The following is a 17,437-nucleotide window of genomic DNA, read 5'->3' as shown; positions in this document are numbered from 1 at the left end:
CCGTGTCAAGGATCGTGGAGGTAATACCTGGGCAACACCGGGTTCACCTTCCGGCAGCGCCCGCCGAGCATCGCGAGGGGGCTCTGCGGCCGCTCGCGCCGGCGCGAGCGGCCGCCCCTGACGTTCCCGATTGCATGAGGAGTGCGATGACCCGGCGACGTGTCACCATGACCGACGTGGCCCGCAGGGCGGGGGTGTCGACGACCACCGCATCGTTCGTGCTCGCCGGCCGGCAGGACATGCGCATCTCGGCGGAGGCCGAGGAACGGGTCCGCCTGGCCGCGCGCGAGCTCGGGTACCGGCCCAATCTGACGGCCCGCGGCCTGCGCACCTCGGTGACCAGGACCATCGCCCTGATCTCGGACACCATCGCCACGACCCAGTTCGCGGGCGAGGTGATCCACGGTGCGCTCGACGCCGCCGGGGCCGCCGATCACGTGCTCTTCATCGCGGAGACCGAAGGCGACCCCGAGATCGAGCGCCGGCTCGTGGAGGGGATGCTGGACCGTCAGGTCGACGGTTTCGTCTACGCCACCATGTACAGCCGTGAGGTCCGCCTGCCCGCGGCCCTGCGCGACTCCCGCGTGGTCCTGCTCAACTGCTACGCAAAGGACGCGCGTGTGCCCAGCGTGCTGCCCGACGAGTTCAACGCCGGGCGGGACGCAGCGGCGGCCGTGCTGACGGCGGGGCATGCGGAGGGGGTCCATGTGATCGGTGGACGGCACATCACCGCGGACACCCCCGACGGAGTCTGGGCGGGGCGGGAGCGGATGCGGGGCGTCGAGGAGGTCATGGCGCAGGCCGGTGTCCGTCTCGCCGGCGTGGCGGAATGCGACTGGCAGCCCGAGGACGGCCACCGCGAGGTGCGGCGCCTCCTCGCGGGCGGGACCGCGCCCCGTGCGTTGATCTGCCTCAACGACCGCGTCTCGCTGGGCGCCTACCAGGCGCTCCAGGAGGCTGAGCTGCGCGTCCCGGACGACGTGTGTGTCGTCTCGTTCGACGACTCGGATCTGGCGTCCTGGCTCCGCCCCCGGCTGACCAGTGTCGCTCTGCCCCACTACAGTCTGGGCCGCACGGCGGTGGAGGTACTGCTCGACGGCCCGGCCGATCCCGTCGTCCACCGCATCGCCATGCCGGTGAGACTCCGCGCCTCCCATACGGCCACCGCCGTGCTGTCGAACGAGGCCGCGCACACCGGTGTCTGAACCGAGAAGCATCCCCGGCCACCGACGGTCGGCGATGTGCGGGAGCGGCGTCCGTGCCGGCGTGGACCCGCCTGCCGGCACGGGGTGTTCACAGGGCGGGCTGCAGCCCTTCGGACGGCGTGTAGCGCACGGGTACGGGATCGGTGAGTTCACCGACGAACGCCCCGTCGCGCTCGTTGACGAACCCGATGAGGTGCCAGGCGCCGTCGGGCTCCTGGACCAGACGCGGTGCGTAGAGCCCGGGACAGTTCACGAGTTTCGCCGCGGTCATGTCCCAGGGGCCGGTGAGGGAGCGTCCGGGCACCGCCCACACCTGGTGCTCGGTGCCGGTGTCGGGGTCTTCGGACGTGTTGGTGCAGAACAGCAGGAGCGGCTGGCCGTCCACGACGGCCACCTGGGGTACCTCCAGGTGGCCGAAACCGGCGGGCTCGGTGACGGGCGGGCCGACCTCCCAGTCGACGAGGTTGTCCGAGCGGGCGTGTCCGATGACACCGCGGCCGCCCGCAGGACCGCGCCCGAGCCGCGCGGTGATGAGCATGTGCCAGCCCGCCCCCGCAGGATCCCGGAACACCCACGGGTCGCGCCAGGCCTCTTCGTACCAGGTCCCGGCCGACGGCGCCGTGCCGTCCAGACGCTCGTACCAGAGCGGGTCCGCCTCGACCAGGGCCTTGGTGCCGTGCCGGCGCCAGGTCTGCAGGTCGTTCGAGACCGCCAGACCGATCCGCTGGACCAGGCCGTCCTCGGCCCGGCTCACCCCGGTGTAGAACATGTACCAGAGGCCCTCGGGGCCGCGGACCACGGATCCCGTCCAGGTGGCCAGATCGTCCCAGGACGGCCCGTCCGAGGCGACGAGCGCATCGGCACACATCCGCCAGGTGCGCAGGTCGTCGGAGACCGCGTGCCCCACGGACGCTCGCCGGTGACGCCGGTCGGGGTCCAGCAGCGCGCGGGACGCGCGCAGGAAGAACGCGTGATGGCGCCCGTCGTCGTCCCTGGCGTACCAGCTGTCCCAGACCCAGTGATCGGGCAAGCGCAGCATCAGCGACCCTCCCTTGCAGACGATGGAGGAAAACTAACAGGGTAAATCGTTTTATCAAAGCATCGTCCACGGACCGGGCCGGTGAGGGCGGGACGCGGTGTCGTACGGCGTGGTCAGTCGCGGGGCGGTGCCACGGACGCCCGCTCACGCAAGGGCATGGGGACCCACCGTGTGCCCGGCCGCAGGTCCCAGTCGAGCAGCATCTCCACGGCGAGCCGCCCCATCGCCTCATGCGGCAGGACGGCCGTGGTCAGCCCCGGACGCAACCAGCCCGCGATGGGGTCGTCGTCGAACGAGACGACCGACACGTCCTCGGGGACCTTCAGGCCGGCCTCACCGAGTGCCTGGTACGCGCCGAGGGCCAGCCGGTCGTTCATGCAGATGATCCCCCGGGTCAGGGTCCGCCGCCGCAGCAGCGCCCGCATCGCCTCGTACCCCTCCTCGGGCTCCCATTCCTCGGCACGCCCGCCCGGGGTGAGCCGTACGCCGTGCTGGGCCAGGGCCCGCCGGATGCCGCGCATGCGCGGTCCGGCGGCGAGGGAGCGACGGGGGTCGCGTTCGAGCGTCTCGGCCCGCCCGATCACCGCGACACGGCGGTGGCCGTGCTTCATCAGCTCCATCGCGACACTGTGGCCCGCGCCCTCGTCGTCGGGCAGCACCGAGGCGACGGCGTCGGCGCTGTCGCCGTTGAGCAGCACCGTGGGCCGATTCGACATGGCGGGCGGCACGGACAGTCGCCGGCAGGCCATGGCCGCGTAGACGAAACCGTCGATCTGGCGGTCGAGCATGGCCTCCACGGCGTGCTGTTCCGTTTCGGGATCGCCCTGTGTCTCCGCGATCAGCATGACGTGTTCACGTTCCCGAGCCGCGTCCAGGGCGCCGCGGATCATGTCACCGGCGAAACGGGTCGTGGCGACCACGTCCGAGACGAAGGCGATGGTCGCGGTCTTCTGAGTGCGCAGGCTGCGGGCGGCCACGTTGGGCCGGTAACCGAGTTCGTCCGCGGCGGCGAACACCCGGGCCTGCGCCTCTGCGGAAATCCTGATGCCTGGACGCCGGTTGAGCACCAGCGACGCCGCCGTGACGGAGAGTCCGGCGTGCCGTGCCACATCCGCAAGTGTCGTCCTGCCCCGAGCCATGCGCTCTTCCTTCCTCGCCCCGAGCCATCTTCACTCATGAACGGCCACTGCTGGGAGGCGGCGTCGCGATTTCGGGAGTCCGTTCGCACCCACGCCCGGCAGAACGCCTTCCACCGCCTTGCCCGCTGCCACGAGCGCCGCGCGGCCGTCAGTGGGACGAGCGCCGGAACCGGTGCCCAGGAGCGAATACGCTTCTTGGGGTGCGCGAGTCAGCGCCGTCGCCCGGGATCTCAGCGCCGCTCACCAGGGCACGGGCGTTCCGTCCCAGGAGAAGAAGCCACCGGTGGGGCCGTCGTCCGGCAGCAGGGCCAGGCGGGCGGCTCCCTGGGCGGCCTCGGCCGGGTCGTCGCCGGCAGCGGCGGCCAGAGGGTTGAGGTCGGTGGCCCGCATGCCGGGGGCTAGCGCGTTGACCTTGAAGCCCTCCTCGGCCAGCGTCTGGGCGTAGAGGACGGTGAGGGCGTTGAGGGCGGCCTTGGACGACCGGTAGGCGGCGGCGCCACCGCTACCCGGTGTGAACTGGGGGTTGGGGTTCGTGCTCCAGGTCAGCGATGCGGTGCCGCTGGAGATGTTGACGATGCGAGGGTGCGGGGACCGGCGCAGGGCGGGCAGGAAGGCATTGGTCACCGCCACCGCCCCGAAGACGTTGGTCTCGTATGTGCGCCGGAACTCCTCGACGCTCGTGTCGGCCGACGGGGCGAGTGTCGGTGAGATCCCGGCGTTGTTGACCAGCACGTCCAGACGGTCCACCTGGGTCGCGGCCCGTGCGATGCCGTCAGGATCTGTCACGTCGAGGACCAGCAGGCGGGCACCTGCGCCGATCTCCTCGGCGGCTCGCTGTCCGAGCCCGCGGTCGCGAGAGCCCACGTACACGGTGAGGCCCTCGGCGGCGAGGAGCCGGGCGATGTGCTTGCCGATGCCCTTGTTGGCACCGGTGACAAGAGCTGTGCGATCGTTCATGGCAACCAGCGTTCCCTGGCTGTGGGCGCCCTGCCAGGGACAACCTGTACCAGGCAGTGGGAGGAAGCGACATGGCACGGCAGGAGCTGGCCCGCTTCCTGCGGGACCGCCGGGCGGGCCTGCGCCCACACGAGATCGGCCTGACGACGACGGGCACCGATCGCCGGACACCGGGCCTGCGCCGCGAAGAGGTGGCGGAACTCGCCCATATGTCGGTCGACTACTACACGCGGCTGGAGCAGGCCCGGGGCCCGCGGCCGTCCACTCGGATCCTGGAAGCGTTGTCCCGGGCATTACGGCTCACGCCGGCCGAGCGCAGCCACCTGTTCCGCCTGGCGGGATCTAGCACGCCGCCCGGCATCAGCGCCGTGCGGCAGGTACGCCCTTATGTGGCCCGGATGCTGGAGCGGTTGCCGGAGACCGGAGCCATCGTCACTGACGCGTCGTACGGAGTCGTCGCCTGGAACCCCCTGGCCCAGGCACTGCTCGGCGGCGATCTCGGAGACGGGAGGGCGAACCTGGCCCGGCGCCGCTTCCTTGGCCAAGGGTGGATGTACGAGAGCTCCAGCGCCGAGGAGTTCGGGCACATTGTGGTGGCGCGACTGCGACGAGCCGCCGACCGCTATCCGCATGACCCGCAGCTGACCGCTCTGCTGACCGAACTGCACACCGGCAGCGAGGAGTTCCGACAGATATGGCAAACGCGTCCGGTCCACGCCCCCGGGCACCGCACCAAGATCCTCGATCATCCGGAGGCCGGCTCGCTGCGGTTGAACTGTGACGTCCTGCTCGTGCCCGAGGACGACCAGGAAGTCGTCCTGATCACGGCCGACCCCGGATCACCTGCCGCGCGGACCCTGCACAGCCTGGCCAGGCAGGTGACCTGAGAGAGAGGTCTGGCACAGGTCTCGCCAGTGCACGGAGCGTCGCAAAGATGGGTGCTCCTAGCTCTGCACCGCGATCGTCGACCGGCTCGACCGTCGCCGGCGGCCTGGCCCGCGCGAATGAGATCTGTGACGGCCGTCCCGGCGCGGTCTTCGTCGGTGCGTTCGCCGGGCTCCGCTCCCAGGGCCTGTGCGGCGGCCTTGCCGGCGCGGTCGGCCACCGACGCGTCGATGACGCGGTCGAGGAACGCGGTCAGCTCGTCCGGAGCGCGGCCCCGCCGGTTACCCGCGCCTGCGTGGCTTCCGCGTCGTCGGCCACCCGCGTGACGTGCTCGGCGAAGCCACGGCTCTTCCCTCCCCCACGGCCGCACGATCACGTCGCCTGGAACGTGTCACCGTACGTACGTGTGAGCTGCGGCATTGTCAGTTCACGCGGTCGGCCTCCACGATGACCGGAGCAGGCGAGGTCATGGAAGGCAGCTCCTCATGGGTGATCATGTGCATGTGCGGCTCAGCCAGGGAGTGAGCGTGTCGGCCGACGGCGAATTGATCGAACACTCCCGCTGCCGGTGCGGCGCCACCTTCACCAAGGTGTTCGACGCCGACGACGGGGAACCGGAACGCCTGCCTGGGTCCTGAGCGGCTCTCCCGAACCAGGCAGCGGTCGCGGGCCTGGCGTTCGCGTCGGCTATGGATGGCTTGGCGCCGGCTTTCCCCAGCGTGCAGGCCCAAACGCAGGCGCAGACGGTGTCAGGGCCCCGGACTGATGTCCGAGGCCCTTGAGGAGATGGAGTCGCTGCGGCGTCAGCCGCCCAGTTCCCTGTGGTCGCTGCCGCCGCTGATGGCGATCCTGCGAGGCTTCGCCTGCTCGGCGACCGGGATCCGCAGCCTCAGCACACCGGCCTCGTAGGAGGCTTCGATCTTGTCGGTGTCGAGAGTCTCGCCGAGGAACAGCTGCCTACTGAACGTACCCGCGGGCCGCTCGGTGACCACCGTTTCGGTGTTCTCGCCGTACGCCGGCTTGCGTTCGGCCCTCACCGTCAGAACGTTGCGCTCGACATCGAGATCGATCGACTCCGCGTCCACGCCGGGCAGGTCCAGCTCCACGAAGAACGTGTCACCTTCACGCCATGCGTCCAGCGCCATGCCCGCCGGGTGCGCGGCCGTGCCCCAGACCCGCTCGACGAGCCGGTCAAGCTCGCGGAAGGGATCCGTACGCATCAGCATCTGTCATCCCTCCTTCAAGTCGTTCCCGCGTCCGATCCGCTCTGCTTCTGATATACCACCGCGAGCGCAAAGTTGACAAGCAAGGGCTCAACTTTTTGCCGGGATCTGTTCTGCGACACGCCACAGCACCGACACGGTAGCGACCTCACAGCTCAAAGCGGCTCGGCCAACCACCAGCGACAGTGCCGCCACGCCGCAGCCATGACCGAACCCTCACAGCACGGAAGGTTGAGCCGACTAGCATCAACTTCATACAGCGGCTACTTGTCAGAGAACCTCCGGTCGGGTTATAGGAAATAGGCACACTCGATCACCGGGCCGCACCACTGCGGCCGCCTTCGGAAAGGAAGAAGTTGGACATGCTTGCGCGCACGGGCGGTCTGGGCGATCTCGACCGGCTCACGCACCAGCTCGCGAACCCCGGCGCCCCGGAAGGAACCGTCATTCCCGCGGACGCGTGGCGCGACGACGCAGCGCTCTACCTGCAGTTCGACCTGCCCGGCATGGACCGCTCCAGCATCGAGCTGACCACGGAGCAGCACACGCTGACCCTGACCGCCGAGCGGCCCTCCCCCATCCCGGCCGACGCCCGCCCCGTACTCACTGAGCGGCCCACCGGCCGTTTCACCCGCCGCCTGGCCCTGTCGGACGCCCTGGACACCGCGGCCGCCGAGGCCGCCTACGACAACGGCGTCCTCACACTGCGCATCCCGCTGGCCGCACACGCCAAACCCCGCAAGATCGCGGTCTCCGGCGGCACACTCAGGCAACTGACCGCCTGAACTCCCCTGCCCGTCCGTCCCGAGCGCATACAAGGAGGCTCACACCATGGGCGCCCTGCTGTGGCTGCTCATCCCCCTCTTCGCCGGTCTCGCCGCCAGTGTCTGGGCCTGGGGCACCACACGCCGCCACCCCAGCCCGCCCGACCACGACACCTGGGAGGACCTCGACCGCTACCAGCGACTGCGGACCGTCCTGAGTACCGAGGAACGCGCCACAACGGCGTGAGTTGGTGGTCGCCAACCGATGACGGCCACCTGGGCTTCGCGAGGCTCGGTGCCTCCGCGGTCAACGTCTTCGCCGTCGTTTCAGGACCTCGCCCCCGAGACCGCGTCGCCCCCTTGCTGCTCCTGGCCGGCCGCCCCACAGGAGTCCTCACGGCAGAAGTCCAGAATCAGCCGGGCCGTGGTGTCGGGCCGGCTGAAGTGCACGGCGTGGGCTGCGCCGGGCACCACGGCAAGTCGGCCGTGGGGCAGGTCGGCGGTCACTCGCTCGGCCCAGTGCTGAGGGGCCACCCGGTCCTCGGACCCCCTCAGCACCAGGGTCGGCGCCTCGATCCGCCGCAGGCGCTCCTCGAACGGGCCGGACGCGTCCAGCCGTGCGTGACGGAATCCCGCCAGGAACCGGGCTGCTCCGGTGAGCAGATAGTCGGCGGCTGCCACAGCGAGGAGGGACAGCGGTTCCTTCGGCGCGTCGGCCGGCAGACGCAGGAGTTGCCGCAGCGGCGACAACGCCGTCGCGTCGAGTGCAGGGCCGATGAGCACCATCCGCTCCACCCGTCGAGGGTGCTCGGCTGCGAGCGCCGCGGTCATTTGGCAACCGACCGAGTTGGCCACCAGGAGACAAGGACCGATTGCCGCGGCGGCCTGCCAGCGCAGCAGCGCTTTCGTCGTCTCCTCGACGTCCGGAGTGCGCCGGACGACCCGCCGCGAGCGGACGTTTCCCGGTAGGTCCGGCACCAGGACGGTGCGCCCCACAGCCGCCAGTGACCGGGCGAGAGGGGTGAAGTAGCGTCCTGAGAGGCCGAGTCCGTGCACCATGACGATCACGGTCTGCCTCGGGGGCCACGGACCGAAACGGGCGGTGTACAGGCCCGCGACGCGGCCTTCGTGCCGGGTTGCCGACCGCACGGTGCGCTCAGCCATGCCGGGCGGGGCGTCCACGGCTCAGGTGACCGTCAGTCACAGCGGAAGCGTGCATGCTCTGCCCCTTCCGCGCGGCCGCTCCGTGCTTCCGTCACCGAGTCACCCCGACAGAACGTCCCAATCATTCCAGGCAGGCCCGCCCGCTCAGTGGGCCGCCGTACCGTGTGCGCGGAACTGTGCGCGGACCCGCTCGGTGAGGACCGGGTCGGGGGACGGCGTGTCCTTCAGGGGGAACGGGATGCCCAGGGCCTCGTACTTGGCCGCTCCGAGTCTGTGGAACGGCAGGACGTCCACGCGGTCGACCGCGTCCAGGCCGGCGACGAACTCGGCGAGGCCGTCCACGGCTTCCGGATCGTCCGTCCAGCCGGGCACCAGGACGTACCGGATCCACATGGGCACGCCGAGCCGGTTGAGCCGGGTGGCGAAGGCAAGGGTGGGGGCGAGGTCGCCGCCGGTCAGTCTGCGGTAGGTGGCGATGTCGAAGGACTTGATGTCCAGCAGCACCAGGTCGGTGTCGGCGAGGAGCTCGTCGGTGGCGCGGGCTCCGAGGAAGCCGGAGGTGTCGATCGCGGTGTGGAGTCCGGCCTCCTTGCAGCGGCGCAACAGGGCGCCGGTGAAGGCCGGCTGGAGCAGCGCCTCACCGCCCGTGATGGTCACCCCGCCGCCGGAGGTGGTGAGGAACGGCCGGTACTTCTCGATCTCGGCCATCACCTCGTCGACGGTGACCTGCCGTCCGTCGCGCATGTGCCAGGTGTCGGGATTGGCGCAGTACAGGCAGCGCAGCGGGCAGCCGCTGACGAAGAGCACGAACCGGGTCCCGGGACCGTCCACGCCGGTGGACAGGTCCCAGGAGTGGATCCGGCCGGTGGCCGCCACGACACTCACAGCGCCCCGTGGAAGGTGCGGCTGATCACGTCGAGCTGCTGCTCGCGGGTCAGACGGACGAAGTTCACCGCGTACCCGGAGACCCTGATCGTCAACTCCGGGTACTTCTCCGGGTGTTCCATCGCGTCCTCCAGCGTCGCCCGGTCCAGGACGTTGACGTTCATGTGGAAACCGCCGGCCGCCGTGTAGCCGTCGAGGATGCCCACCAGGTGCCCGGCGCGCTCCTCCGGCACGTGGCCGAGGCCCTCGGGGGTGATCGTCGTCGTCAGCGAGATCCCGTCGCGGGCCGCCTCGTACGGCAGTTTCGCCACCGACAGCGCGGAGGCGACGACCCCGTGCCGGTCGCGGCCGTTCATCGGGTTGGCGCCGGGGGCGAAGGGCTGTCCGGCGCGGCGGCCGTCGGGGGTGTTGCCGGTGTGCTTGCCGTAGACGACGTTGGAGGTGATGGTCAGCACCGACTGGGTGTGCTCGGCGTCCCGGTAGGTGGGGTGCTTGCGCACCTTCGCCATGAACGACTCCACCAGGTCGACGGCGAGCGTGTCGGCGCGGTCGTCGTTGTTGCCGTACGCCGGGAACTCTCCCTCGGTCTCGAAGTCGACGGCCAGCCCCGTCGCGTCCCGGAACACCTTCACGCGTGCGTGCTTGACGGCGGACAGACTGTCCACGGCCACCGAGAGACCTGCGATGCCGCACGCCATGAAGCGGTGCACCGGGTAGTCGTGCAAGGCCATCTCGACGCGTTCGTAGGCGTACTTGTCGTGCATGTAGTGGATGACGTTCAGCGCGTCGACGTAGGTCTGTGCCAGCCACTCCAGTACGCGGTCGTACGCGGCCGCCAGCTCCTCGTAGTCGAGGTATTCGCCGGTCAGCGGCGGCATCTCGGGGGTGACCTGGTCGCCGGTCATCTCGTCCCGGCCGCCGTTGACGGCGTACAGCAGTGCCTTGGCGAGGTTGACGCGCGCCCCGAAGAACTGCATCTGCCGGCCCACCGCCATCGCCGACACACAGCAGGCGATCGCGGTGTCGTCGCCGGTGCGCGGGCGCATCAGGTCGTCGGACTCGTACTGGACGGCGCTGGTGTCGATCGAGACCTGGGCGCAGAACCGCTTGAACCCCTCGGGCAGCCGCGGCGACCACAGCACGGTCAGGTTGGGCTCGGGGGCGGGCCCGAGGTTGTACAGGGTCTGCAGGAACCGGAAGGAGGTGCGGGTGACCAGCGGGCGGCCGTCCAGACCCATGCCGCCGATGGACTCCGTCACCCAGGTCGGGTCGCCGGAGAACAGGGCGTCGTACTCGGGGGTGCGCAGGAACCGCACGATCCGCAGCTTGATCACGAAGTCGTCGATCAGCTCCTGGGCGCTGGTCTCGTCGAGGACACCCTCGTCCAGGTCCCGCTGGAGGTAGACGTCGAGGAAGGTGGAGGTGCGGCCCAGCGACATCGCGGCGCCGTTCTGCTCCTTCACCGCGGCGAGGTAGCCGAGGTAGAGCCACTGCACGGCCTCGTGGGCGGTCGCGGCGGGGCGGGAGACGTCACAGCCGTAGGCGGCCGCCATCCGGGTCAGCTCACCCAACGCCCTTACTTGCTCGGCGAGTTCCTCCCGGTCACGGATGACGTCGGGGGTGGAGGGCCGGGCGTCCAGCGCGGCGCGCTCGGCCTTCTTCGCCTCGATCAGCCGGTCGGTGCCGTACAGCGCCACGCGCCGGTAGTCGCCGATGATCCGGCCGCGGCCGTAGGCGTCGGGCAGACCGGTGATGATGCCGACCTTGCGGGCGGTGCGCATGGCGGGGGTGTAGGCGTCGAAGACGCCGTCGTTGTGGGTCTTGCGGTAGGTGCCGAAGACCTTGGTGACGAAGGGGTCGGGCTCGTAGCCGTAGGCCTTCAGGCTGTTCTCCACCATGCGGATGCCGCCATTGGGCATGATCGCGCGCTTGAGCGGGGCGTCGGTCTGGAGTCCGACGATCAGTTCGCGGTCCCGGTCGATGTAGCCCGGGGCGTGCGAGGTGATCGTGGAAGGGGTGGCGGCGTCCACGTCGAGGACACCGCGGCGGCGCTCCTCCGGGAACAGCGCACTGACCTTCTCCCACACCGCTCGGGTGCGGTCCGTCGGCCCGGCGAGGAAGGACGCGTCGCCCTCGTACGGGGTGTAGTTGGCCTGGACGAAGTCGCGCACGTCGACGCGCTCACGCCATCCGCCTCCGGCGAAGTGCCGCCAGGCGTCGGCGGTCAGGGGGCCGACTGTCACCGTCGCGGTCATCACAGGTCCTCTCGTCGGATCTTCCGTTCACTGCCGATCCTCGCCGCGCCCAGGTCAGGCGCAGGAGTGCCGGACAGGGCACCTCGGCGGCCCCGGTGGTCCCCGCCGACCAGGACGTTCGGCCCTCCCGTCACGTGGGGCGCCACGGCCCACGGCCAGTCGTCGCGGGCGCCGGGACGGACGGGCACCGCGTCGTGAGCGGGGCCGGGGCCCCGGCGGGTGCGGCCGGCCAGCGGGCCCGGGAGTTCCTCGCCCGCAGATCCCCAGCAGTCGCGGTCGCAGCGGACGGGCAGGTCCCTTGCCCACAGAACGCCAGCAGGCGCGGTCGGCCAGCGGGCCCGCAAGTCCCTCGCCTACAGAACCGCAGGAAACGCAGCCGGCCAGCGGGCCCGGGGTTCCTCGCCCGCAGAACGCCAGCAGGCGCGGCCGGCCGCGGAGGGCGCATCGCGACGGCCGTCATCGGAGGGCGACGGGCGGCCCCTCGACGCAGGCGGGCCGGCCGGTATCCCGCTGGATGCCCGCCGGCCAGCCTGCGTCGAGGGGCCGCCTGGTGCCACCGTCCTGGCCACTCACCCGTGCGGGACCACGGCCCAGGGACCGCCTGGTGCCCCCTGTCCTGGCCGCTCAGCCGTGCGGGACCACCGCCACCGGACACCCGGCGTGATGCAGAACCGCGTGCACGACCGGACCGGCGTGGGCGCCGATGCGCTGGCCGGTTCCCCGGCGTCCCACCACCAGCAGGGCGGCGTCGTGGGCCGCGTGCACCAGCGCGACCGCCGCCCGCCCCTCGATGACCGACTCGGTCACCGGGACGGTGGGGTACTTGTCCCGCCAGGCGCGGAGCACCGCGCTCACCTCGCGCTCGGCGTCGGCCTGCGCCTGGGCTGCCGCCGCCACTCGCGGGGCCGGTACCGGGTTCACGGAACCGGGGGGAGCTACCAGCAGCGAGGCGTCGGACACGGGCCTGGCGGAGGTGCGGAAGGCGTGCACGACATGCAGGCCCGTGTCGCGGCGCCGTGCGGCGTCGAGGGCGAAGTCGATGAGTTCGTCGCAGGGATGACCCGTGTCCAGACCGAGGACGACCTCACGGTAGGGCGTCCTCGGGATCTCCTCCGGCGCGACGCCGTCAACGGCGGGAAGATGGTCCTCGGCCGCGCCCCGCCCGGCCCGGACCAGCACCACCGGTCGGGTGCAGCGTGCCACGACGCGCTGGGACACGGACCCGGTCACGAACCCGGCGACGGGCCCCAGACCGAGTGAACCGAGAACCAGCATGTCGCAGTCGGCGGCCACCAGTGCCGTGACCGTCGCGTCGCACACCAGTCGCTCGGTGACACGCAGGTCCGGGTGGGCCGCCCGCAGACCGTGTGCGGCCTCCCGCAGGATCTCCTCGGCCCAGTCGCGCTCGGTGCGGCCGAAGGGGACGTCGGGCGCGGGACGGGGATGGCGGTGCCAGACGTGCACCATGGTGAGGCCACTCCCCCGCCGGCGGGCCTCCAGGGCCGCCCAGTGCGCGGCGGCGAGACCCGCGGATGTGCCGTCGACCCCTACGGTGATGTCGCGCGTCATGACATGTCATCTCCCCCAGCCGGTATCTGTCCCGATGCCTGCGAGCCTCCACCCGCGGGCCCTGGACGCCAAAGGGCCGTTCGGCCCCGCTTCGGTACTCCTCGGGTCCTGCGCCGGTCGGCACCGCGCCGCACGCGAGGCCCTCCCGACCCGGTGCGAGCACAGGGCCGGTCGGCCTCCCCGCTGGGGACCGCCGGCACCTCGCGCAGGCGCCGGCACCGTCCCACGCTGGAAGGACCAAGCCGTCCGTCCGAGGAGCACGCGTCATGGTCCGTTACGTGTACGACTTCACCCAAGGTGGCCGGGACATGGCCGACCTGCTCGGTGGCAAGGGAGCGAACCTCGCCGAGATGACCCGCCTGGGCCTGCCCGTGCCCCAGGGCTTCACCATCACCACCGAGGCGTGCCGGGCCTACCTGGACACCGGTGGCGAGCCCGCAGGTCTGTGGGCGGAGATCTCCTCGCACCTGACCGCCGTCGAGACCGCCGCGGGCCGGCTGCTGGGACAGCCCGACGACCCGCTGCTGCTGTCCGTCCGCTCCGGGGCCCGCTTCTCCATGCCGGGCATGATGGAGACGATCCTCGACATCGGCCTGAACGACGAGTCCGTCCTCGGTCTGGCCAAGGTCTCCGGCAACGAGCGCTTCGCCTGGGACTCCTACCGCCGGCTGCTGCAGATGTTCGGCAGCACCGTGATGGGCGTCGACTCCGCGCACTTCGAGCGTGTCCTCGCGGACCTCAAGGAGGTGCGCGGGGTCCCGGACGACGTCCACCTGACGGCAGGGGACCTCGCCGGACTTGTCGAGACGTTCAAGGAACTGATCCGCAGGGAGACCGGCGAGTACTTCCCGCAGGCCCCCGCCGACCAGCTGCGCCGAGCGGTGCTGGCCGTCTTCGAATCCTGGAACGGTGAACGCGCCCGTCTGTACCGGCGGCGTGAGCACATCGCCGACGACCTCGGCACGGCCGTCAACGTGCAGCGCATGGTGTTCGGCAACCTCGGGCCCGACTCCGGCAGCGGGGTCGCCTTCACCCGCGACCCGGCCACCGGACGGCCCGGCCTGTACGGCGACTACCTGCCCGACGCACAGGGCGAGGACGTCGTGGCCGGCATCCGCAACACGGTGACGCTGACCGAACTGGAGCGCCTGGACCCCGCCTCCCACGCCCGGCTGCGCGCACACATGGAGACCCTGGAACGGCACTACCGCGACCTGTGCGACATCGAGTTCACCATCGAGCGCGGCACCCTGTGGATGCTCCAGACACGGGTCGGCAAGCGCACCGCCGAGGCCGCCTTCGCGATCGCCGCCCAGCTCGCGGACGAAACGCTGATCACCGAGGACGAGGCACTGGCGCGGGTCGGCGGAGAGCAGTTGGCCCGGCTGATGTTCCCGCGGTTCGACACCTCACAGACCGGAGATCCCCTCGCTCACGGACTTCCCGCCTCGCCCGGTGCCGCGGTCGGTGCAGCGGTGTTCGACTCCGCCGAAGCGGTGCGGCGCGCGGCGGCCGGCGAGAAGGTGGTCCTGGTCCGCCAGGAGACCACCCCCGACGACCTGCCCGGCATGATCGCCGCCCAGGCCGTCCTCACCAGCCGCGGCGGCAAGACCAGTCACGCGGCCGTGGTCGCCCGCGGCATGGGCAAGGTCTGCGTCTGCGGCGCCGAGGAGCTCGCCGTCGACCTCGACCAACGCCGCTTCACCGCCCCGGACGGCACAGTCGTCGAGGAGGGCACGGTCGTCTCCGTGGACGGCTCCACCGGCCAGGTGTACGCCGGATCGGTGCCGCTGACGGACTCGGCGGTCATCCGCTTCCTGGAGGACGGCTCCACGGCCGCGGACACCACCGGCGTGGTCGAAGCGGTCGCTCGCGTCCTGGCCAGGGCCGACAGCGTCCGGCGCCTGGAGGTGCGTGCCAACGCCGACACCCCCGAGGACGCCGCCCGGGCCCGCCGCTTCGGCGCGCAGGGCGTCGGGCTGTGCCGTACCGAGCACATGTTCCTCGGCGAACGCCGCAAGCTGGTCGAGGCGATGATCCTGGCCCGCGACGAGACGGAACGCGAGGACGCGCTCCGTGCGCTGCTGCCGCTGCAACGGCAGGACTTCACCGGCATCCTGGAGGCGATGGACGGCCTGCCGGTCACCATCCGGCTCATCGACCCGCCCCTGCACGAGTTCCTGCCCGACCGCACCGACCTCGCCGTGCGCATCGCCACTGCCGAGGCCAAGGGCACTCCGCCCGACCAGCGCGACGCCGAACTCCTCGAAGCCGTCAACCGCATGCACGAGGAGAACCCGATGCTCGGGCTCCGCGGTGTCCGTCTCGGCCTGGTGGTGCCGGGCCTGGTCGCCATGCAGGTGCGGGCCATCGCCGAGGCCGTCGTGGAGCGCACGAGGGCCGGCGGTTCTCCGCGGGCCGAGATCATGGTGCCGCTGGTCGGCGCCGTCGAGGAACTGCGCATCGAACGCGAGGAAGTGGAACGGGTGCTGACCGAGGTCTCCCAGGAGTCCGGCGTCCCCGTGCACTGCCCCGTCGGCACCATGATCGAGCTGCCCAGGGCCGCGCTGACGGCCGGCCGGATCGCGCAGGAGGCGGAGTTCTTCTCCTTCGGCACCAACGACCTCACCCAGACCACCTGGGGCTTCTCCCGCGACGACGTCGAGGCGGCCTTCTTCTCCGCGTATCTGGACAAGGGGATCTTCAGCGCCTCGCCGTTCGAGACCATCGACCGCGACGGAGTGGGACGGCTGGTGCGGATCGCGGTCGACGAGGGTCGTGCCGCGCGCCCCGACCTGAAGATCGGCGTCTGCGGCGAGCACGGCGGCGACCCCGACTCCGTGCACTTCTTCCACGCGGCCGGACTGGACTACGTCTCGTGCTCCCCGTTCCGCGTGCCGGTCGCCCGCCTGGAGGCAGGACGGGCCGCACTGGAGCCGACCGACACCAGCGACAGCAGGTGACGGGGACGCTCGGCACTGCGCCGTGGGCCGCCCGGCCCTGTGACCGGAGCGGAGCCGACAGCAGGATGGCACTGCCTGCGAAACGAACACAGGGAGAACACATGACAGCCAAGGACATCGGCACCCGTGGCCTCGCCGGCACCGTGCGGTTGCGGGCCGACGGTGACGTGGACGAGGAGGCGCTGGCCTACCTCGGGGAGAAGGTCGGTGCCGCTCTGGACCGGCCCGGCCTCCCGCCCGTCAGCGGTGAGGTACGGATCGTCCGAGCGGCGGCGCACCACGTCGAACCGCCCTGGTCGGCCGGCGCCGAGATCCGGGTCGGCGGCGATCTCGTGGTCGTCCACGCGCGCGAGGCGAGCGCCCGGGAACTCGCCGACCGGCTCCACGACCGCCTGCGCGACATGACGGAACGCACCGCGAACCGCGCACACGAGACGCGCAGGACGGCCACACCGCCCCCGTGGCGCGGCGGCCCCGCATAACCAAGTCGACGCGGTGCCGGGACGTCCGGGTCCACTCCCCGGCGTCCCGGCACCGCGGCAGCTCCAGGAGTGACCCGCCATGACATCCCACACCGTCGGTCAGGTGATGACCAGCGACGTCGTCCAGGCCCGGCGCGCCACGTCCTTCAAGGACCTCGTCCGGCTGCTCGACCGCCACCACATCAGCGGTCTGCCCGTCGTCGACGACGACGACAAGGTGATCGGTGTCGTCTCCGGCACGGACCTGGTCCGCGCGCAGGCGCGCCGGTCGGGGAAGAACCCTGACGGCGCCCTCACCGCGCACGACCTGATGACGACACCGGCCGTCACCGTGCACCCCGAGCAGACCGTCCCGGAAGCGGCCCGGCTGATGGAACGCCGCGGCGTCGAACGCCTCCCCGTGGTCGACGAGGAGGACCGGCTCATCGGCATCGCGACCCGCCGGGATCTGCTGCGGGTCTTCCTGCGGACGGACGACGACATCGGGCGCCAGGTCACCGAGGAGGTCCTCGTAGGACGGCTGGGGCTGCGGCCCGACGCCGTCACCGTCCGTGTTCGTGACGGAGTGGTCACCCTCGACGGCCGCGTACAACAGCGCAGCCAGGTCGCGGAGGCCGTGCACCTGGCGTGGCGGCTGGAAGGCGTCGTCGGGGTGGTGAACGCCCTGGCGTTCTCCGTCGACGACTGCGCGCCCCCTGTTCCTGCCGACACCCACCCCTCGCACCTGGGAGCGCGGTGAGCGTCAGCTCCGGACCGAGGGTCCCCGATCGATCAGGGCCGGACGGTCCCAGGTGGGGTCCTTCGGCGCCTGCGTCCGACCGGGGCCGCAGGTGAGAGTGGATCCAGGAAGCGATCTACGGCACAGGAGACGCTCCCGCCCTGCGCCGCCGTAATCGCACGGCGGTCC

The 17,437-nt window shown here is 71.2% G+C and carries 16 protein-coding genes; 8 read left to right on the top strand and 8 right to left on the bottom strand.

Annotated features, from left to right (window positions below; all coding sequences use genetic code 11):
• The first annotated feature begins 146 nt into the window (after nucleotides 1–146).
• Nucleotides 147–1,205, top strand: a complete 1,059-nt coding sequence (locus tag M2163_RS44455) for a LacI family DNA-binding transcriptional regulator (RefSeq protein WP_280896937.1) — start codon at nucleotides 147–149, stop codon at nucleotides 1,203–1,205.
• An 88-nt stretch (nucleotides 1,206–1,293) separates the two neighbouring features.
• Here M2163_RS44455 and M2163_RS44450 read toward each other — a convergent pair whose 3' ends face one another.
• The 3 genes from M2163_RS44450 to M2163_RS44440 all read right to left on the bottom strand — a co-directional run bounded on the left by M2163_RS44450 (nucleotide 1,294) and on the right by M2163_RS44440 (nucleotide 4,340).
• A complete protein-coding gene (locus M2163_RS44450) occupies nucleotides 1,294–2,244 on the bottom strand; it encodes a glycosyl hydrolase family 32 (protein ID WP_280896936.1) in 951 nt (316 codons plus the stop codon).
• A 113-nt stretch (nucleotides 2,245–2,357) separates the two neighbouring features.
• Complete coding sequence (locus tag M2163_RS44445) at nucleotides 2,358–3,353, bottom strand: LacI family DNA-binding transcriptional regulator (RefSeq protein WP_280896935.1); 996 nt, start codon at nucleotides 3,351–3,353, stop codon at nucleotides 2,358–2,360.
• Nucleotides 3,354–3,623: 270 nt separating this feature from the next.
• Nucleotides 3,624–4,340: an SDR family oxidoreductase gene (locus M2163_RS44440; protein WP_280896934.1), complete on the bottom strand. Its 717-nt coding sequence runs from the start codon at nucleotides 4,338–4,340 to the stop codon at nucleotides 3,624–3,626.
• 71 nt (nucleotides 4,341–4,411) lie between these two features.
• Between M2163_RS44440 and M2163_RS44435 the strand changes: the two genes are divergently transcribed.
• Both M2163_RS44435 and M2163_RS44430 read left to right on the top strand, forming a co-directional pair.
• On the top strand, nucleotides 4,412–5,227 hold the full coding sequence (locus tag M2163_RS44435; RefSeq protein WP_280896933.1) for a helix-turn-helix transcriptional regulator: 816 nt from the start codon (nucleotides 4,412–4,414) through the stop codon (nucleotides 5,225–5,227).
• A 483-nt stretch (nucleotides 5,228–5,710) separates the two neighbouring features.
• Nucleotides 5,711–5,863 carry a hypothetical protein gene (locus M2163_RS44430; protein ID WP_280847171.1) on the top strand — a complete coding sequence of 51 codons (153 nt, stop codon included), beginning with the start codon at nucleotides 5,711–5,713 and terminating at the stop codon, nucleotides 5,861–5,863.
• A 165-nt stretch (nucleotides 5,864–6,028) separates the two neighbouring features.
• Here the strand turns inward: M2163_RS44430 and M2163_RS44425 are convergent, their stop codons facing one another.
• Complete coding sequence (locus M2163_RS44425) at nucleotides 6,029–6,451, bottom strand: Hsp20/alpha crystallin family protein (RefSeq protein ID WP_280847172.1); 423 nt, start codon at nucleotides 6,449–6,451, stop codon at nucleotides 6,029–6,031.
• 359 nt (nucleotides 6,452–6,810) lie between these two features.
• On the opposite strand from M2163_RS44425, the gene M2163_RS44420 reads away from it, so the two are divergent.
• Both M2163_RS44420 and M2163_RS44415 read left to right on the top strand, forming a co-directional pair.
• The gene (locus tag M2163_RS44420) at nucleotides 6,811–7,233 is read left to right on the top strand and encodes an Hsp20/alpha crystallin family protein (protein ID WP_280847173.1); all 423 of its coding nucleotides are present in this window, start codon (nucleotides 6,811–6,813) and stop codon (nucleotides 7,231–7,233) included.
• A gap of 46 nt (nucleotides 7,234–7,279) precedes the next feature.
• Nucleotides 7,280–7,459, top strand: coding sequence for a hypothetical protein (locus tag M2163_RS44415; protein ID WP_280896932.1), 180 nt, complete (start codon nucleotides 7,280–7,282; stop codon nucleotides 7,457–7,459).
• Nucleotides 7,460–7,539: 80 nt separating this feature from the next.
• Here M2163_RS44415 and M2163_RS44410 read toward each other — a convergent pair whose 3' ends face one another.
• The 4 genes from M2163_RS44410 to M2163_RS44395 form a co-directional block, all read right to left on the bottom strand.
• A complete protein-coding gene (locus M2163_RS44410) occupies nucleotides 7,540–8,376 on the bottom strand; it encodes an alpha/beta fold hydrolase (RefSeq protein ID WP_280896931.1) in 837 nt (278 codons plus the stop codon).
• A 144-nt stretch (nucleotides 8,377–8,520) separates the two neighbouring features.
• Entirely contained in the window at nucleotides 8,521–9,261 is a 741-nt protein-coding gene (gene pflA / locus M2163_RS44405) for a pyruvate formate-lyase-activating protein (protein WP_280896930.1), read from the bottom strand.
• Entirely contained in the window at nucleotides 9,258–11,516 is a 2,259-nt protein-coding gene (gene pflB / locus M2163_RS44400) for a formate C-acetyltransferase (protein WP_280847177.1), read from the bottom strand. The genes pflA and pflB overlap by 4 nt, the downstream gene beginning before the upstream one ends.
• Before the next feature lie 624 nt (nucleotides 11,517–12,140).
• On the bottom strand, nucleotides 12,141–13,085 hold the full coding sequence (locus tag M2163_RS44395; RefSeq protein ID WP_280896929.1) for a universal stress protein: 945 nt from the start codon (nucleotides 13,083–13,085) through the stop codon (nucleotides 12,141–12,143).
• Between the two features lie 266 nt (nucleotides 13,086–13,351).
• On the opposite strand from M2163_RS44395, the gene ppdK reads away from it, so the two are divergent.
• The 3 genes from ppdK (at nucleotide 13,352) to M2163_RS44380 (ending at nucleotide 17,269) form a co-directional block, all read left to right on the top strand.
• Nucleotides 13,352–16,048, top strand: coding sequence for a pyruvate, phosphate dikinase (ppdK, locus tag M2163_RS44390; RefSeq protein ID WP_280896928.1), 2,697 nt, complete (start codon nucleotides 13,352–13,354; stop codon nucleotides 16,046–16,048).
• Between the two features lie 101 nt (nucleotides 16,049–16,149).
• A complete protein-coding gene (locus M2163_RS44385; RefSeq protein WP_280847180.1) occupies nucleotides 16,150–16,530 on the top strand; it encodes a hypothetical protein in 381 nt (126 codons plus the stop codon).
• Nucleotides 16,531–16,609: 79 nt separating this feature from the next.
• Nucleotides 16,610–17,269 (top strand): CBS domain-containing protein, encoded by a 660-nt coding sequence (locus M2163_RS44380; protein ID WP_280896927.1) that lies wholly within the window; start codon nucleotides 16,610–16,612, stop codon nucleotides 17,267–17,269.
• Nucleotides 17,270–17,437 lie beyond the last annotated feature (168 nt).

It is taken from the genome of Streptomyces sp. SAI-135 (assembly GCF_029893805.1).
In the GTDB taxonomy this organism is placed as follows: Bacteria; Actinomycetota; Actinomycetes; order Streptomycetales; family Streptomycetaceae; genus Streptomyces.
This window is presented reverse-complemented; position numbering and strand designations above follow the sequence as displayed.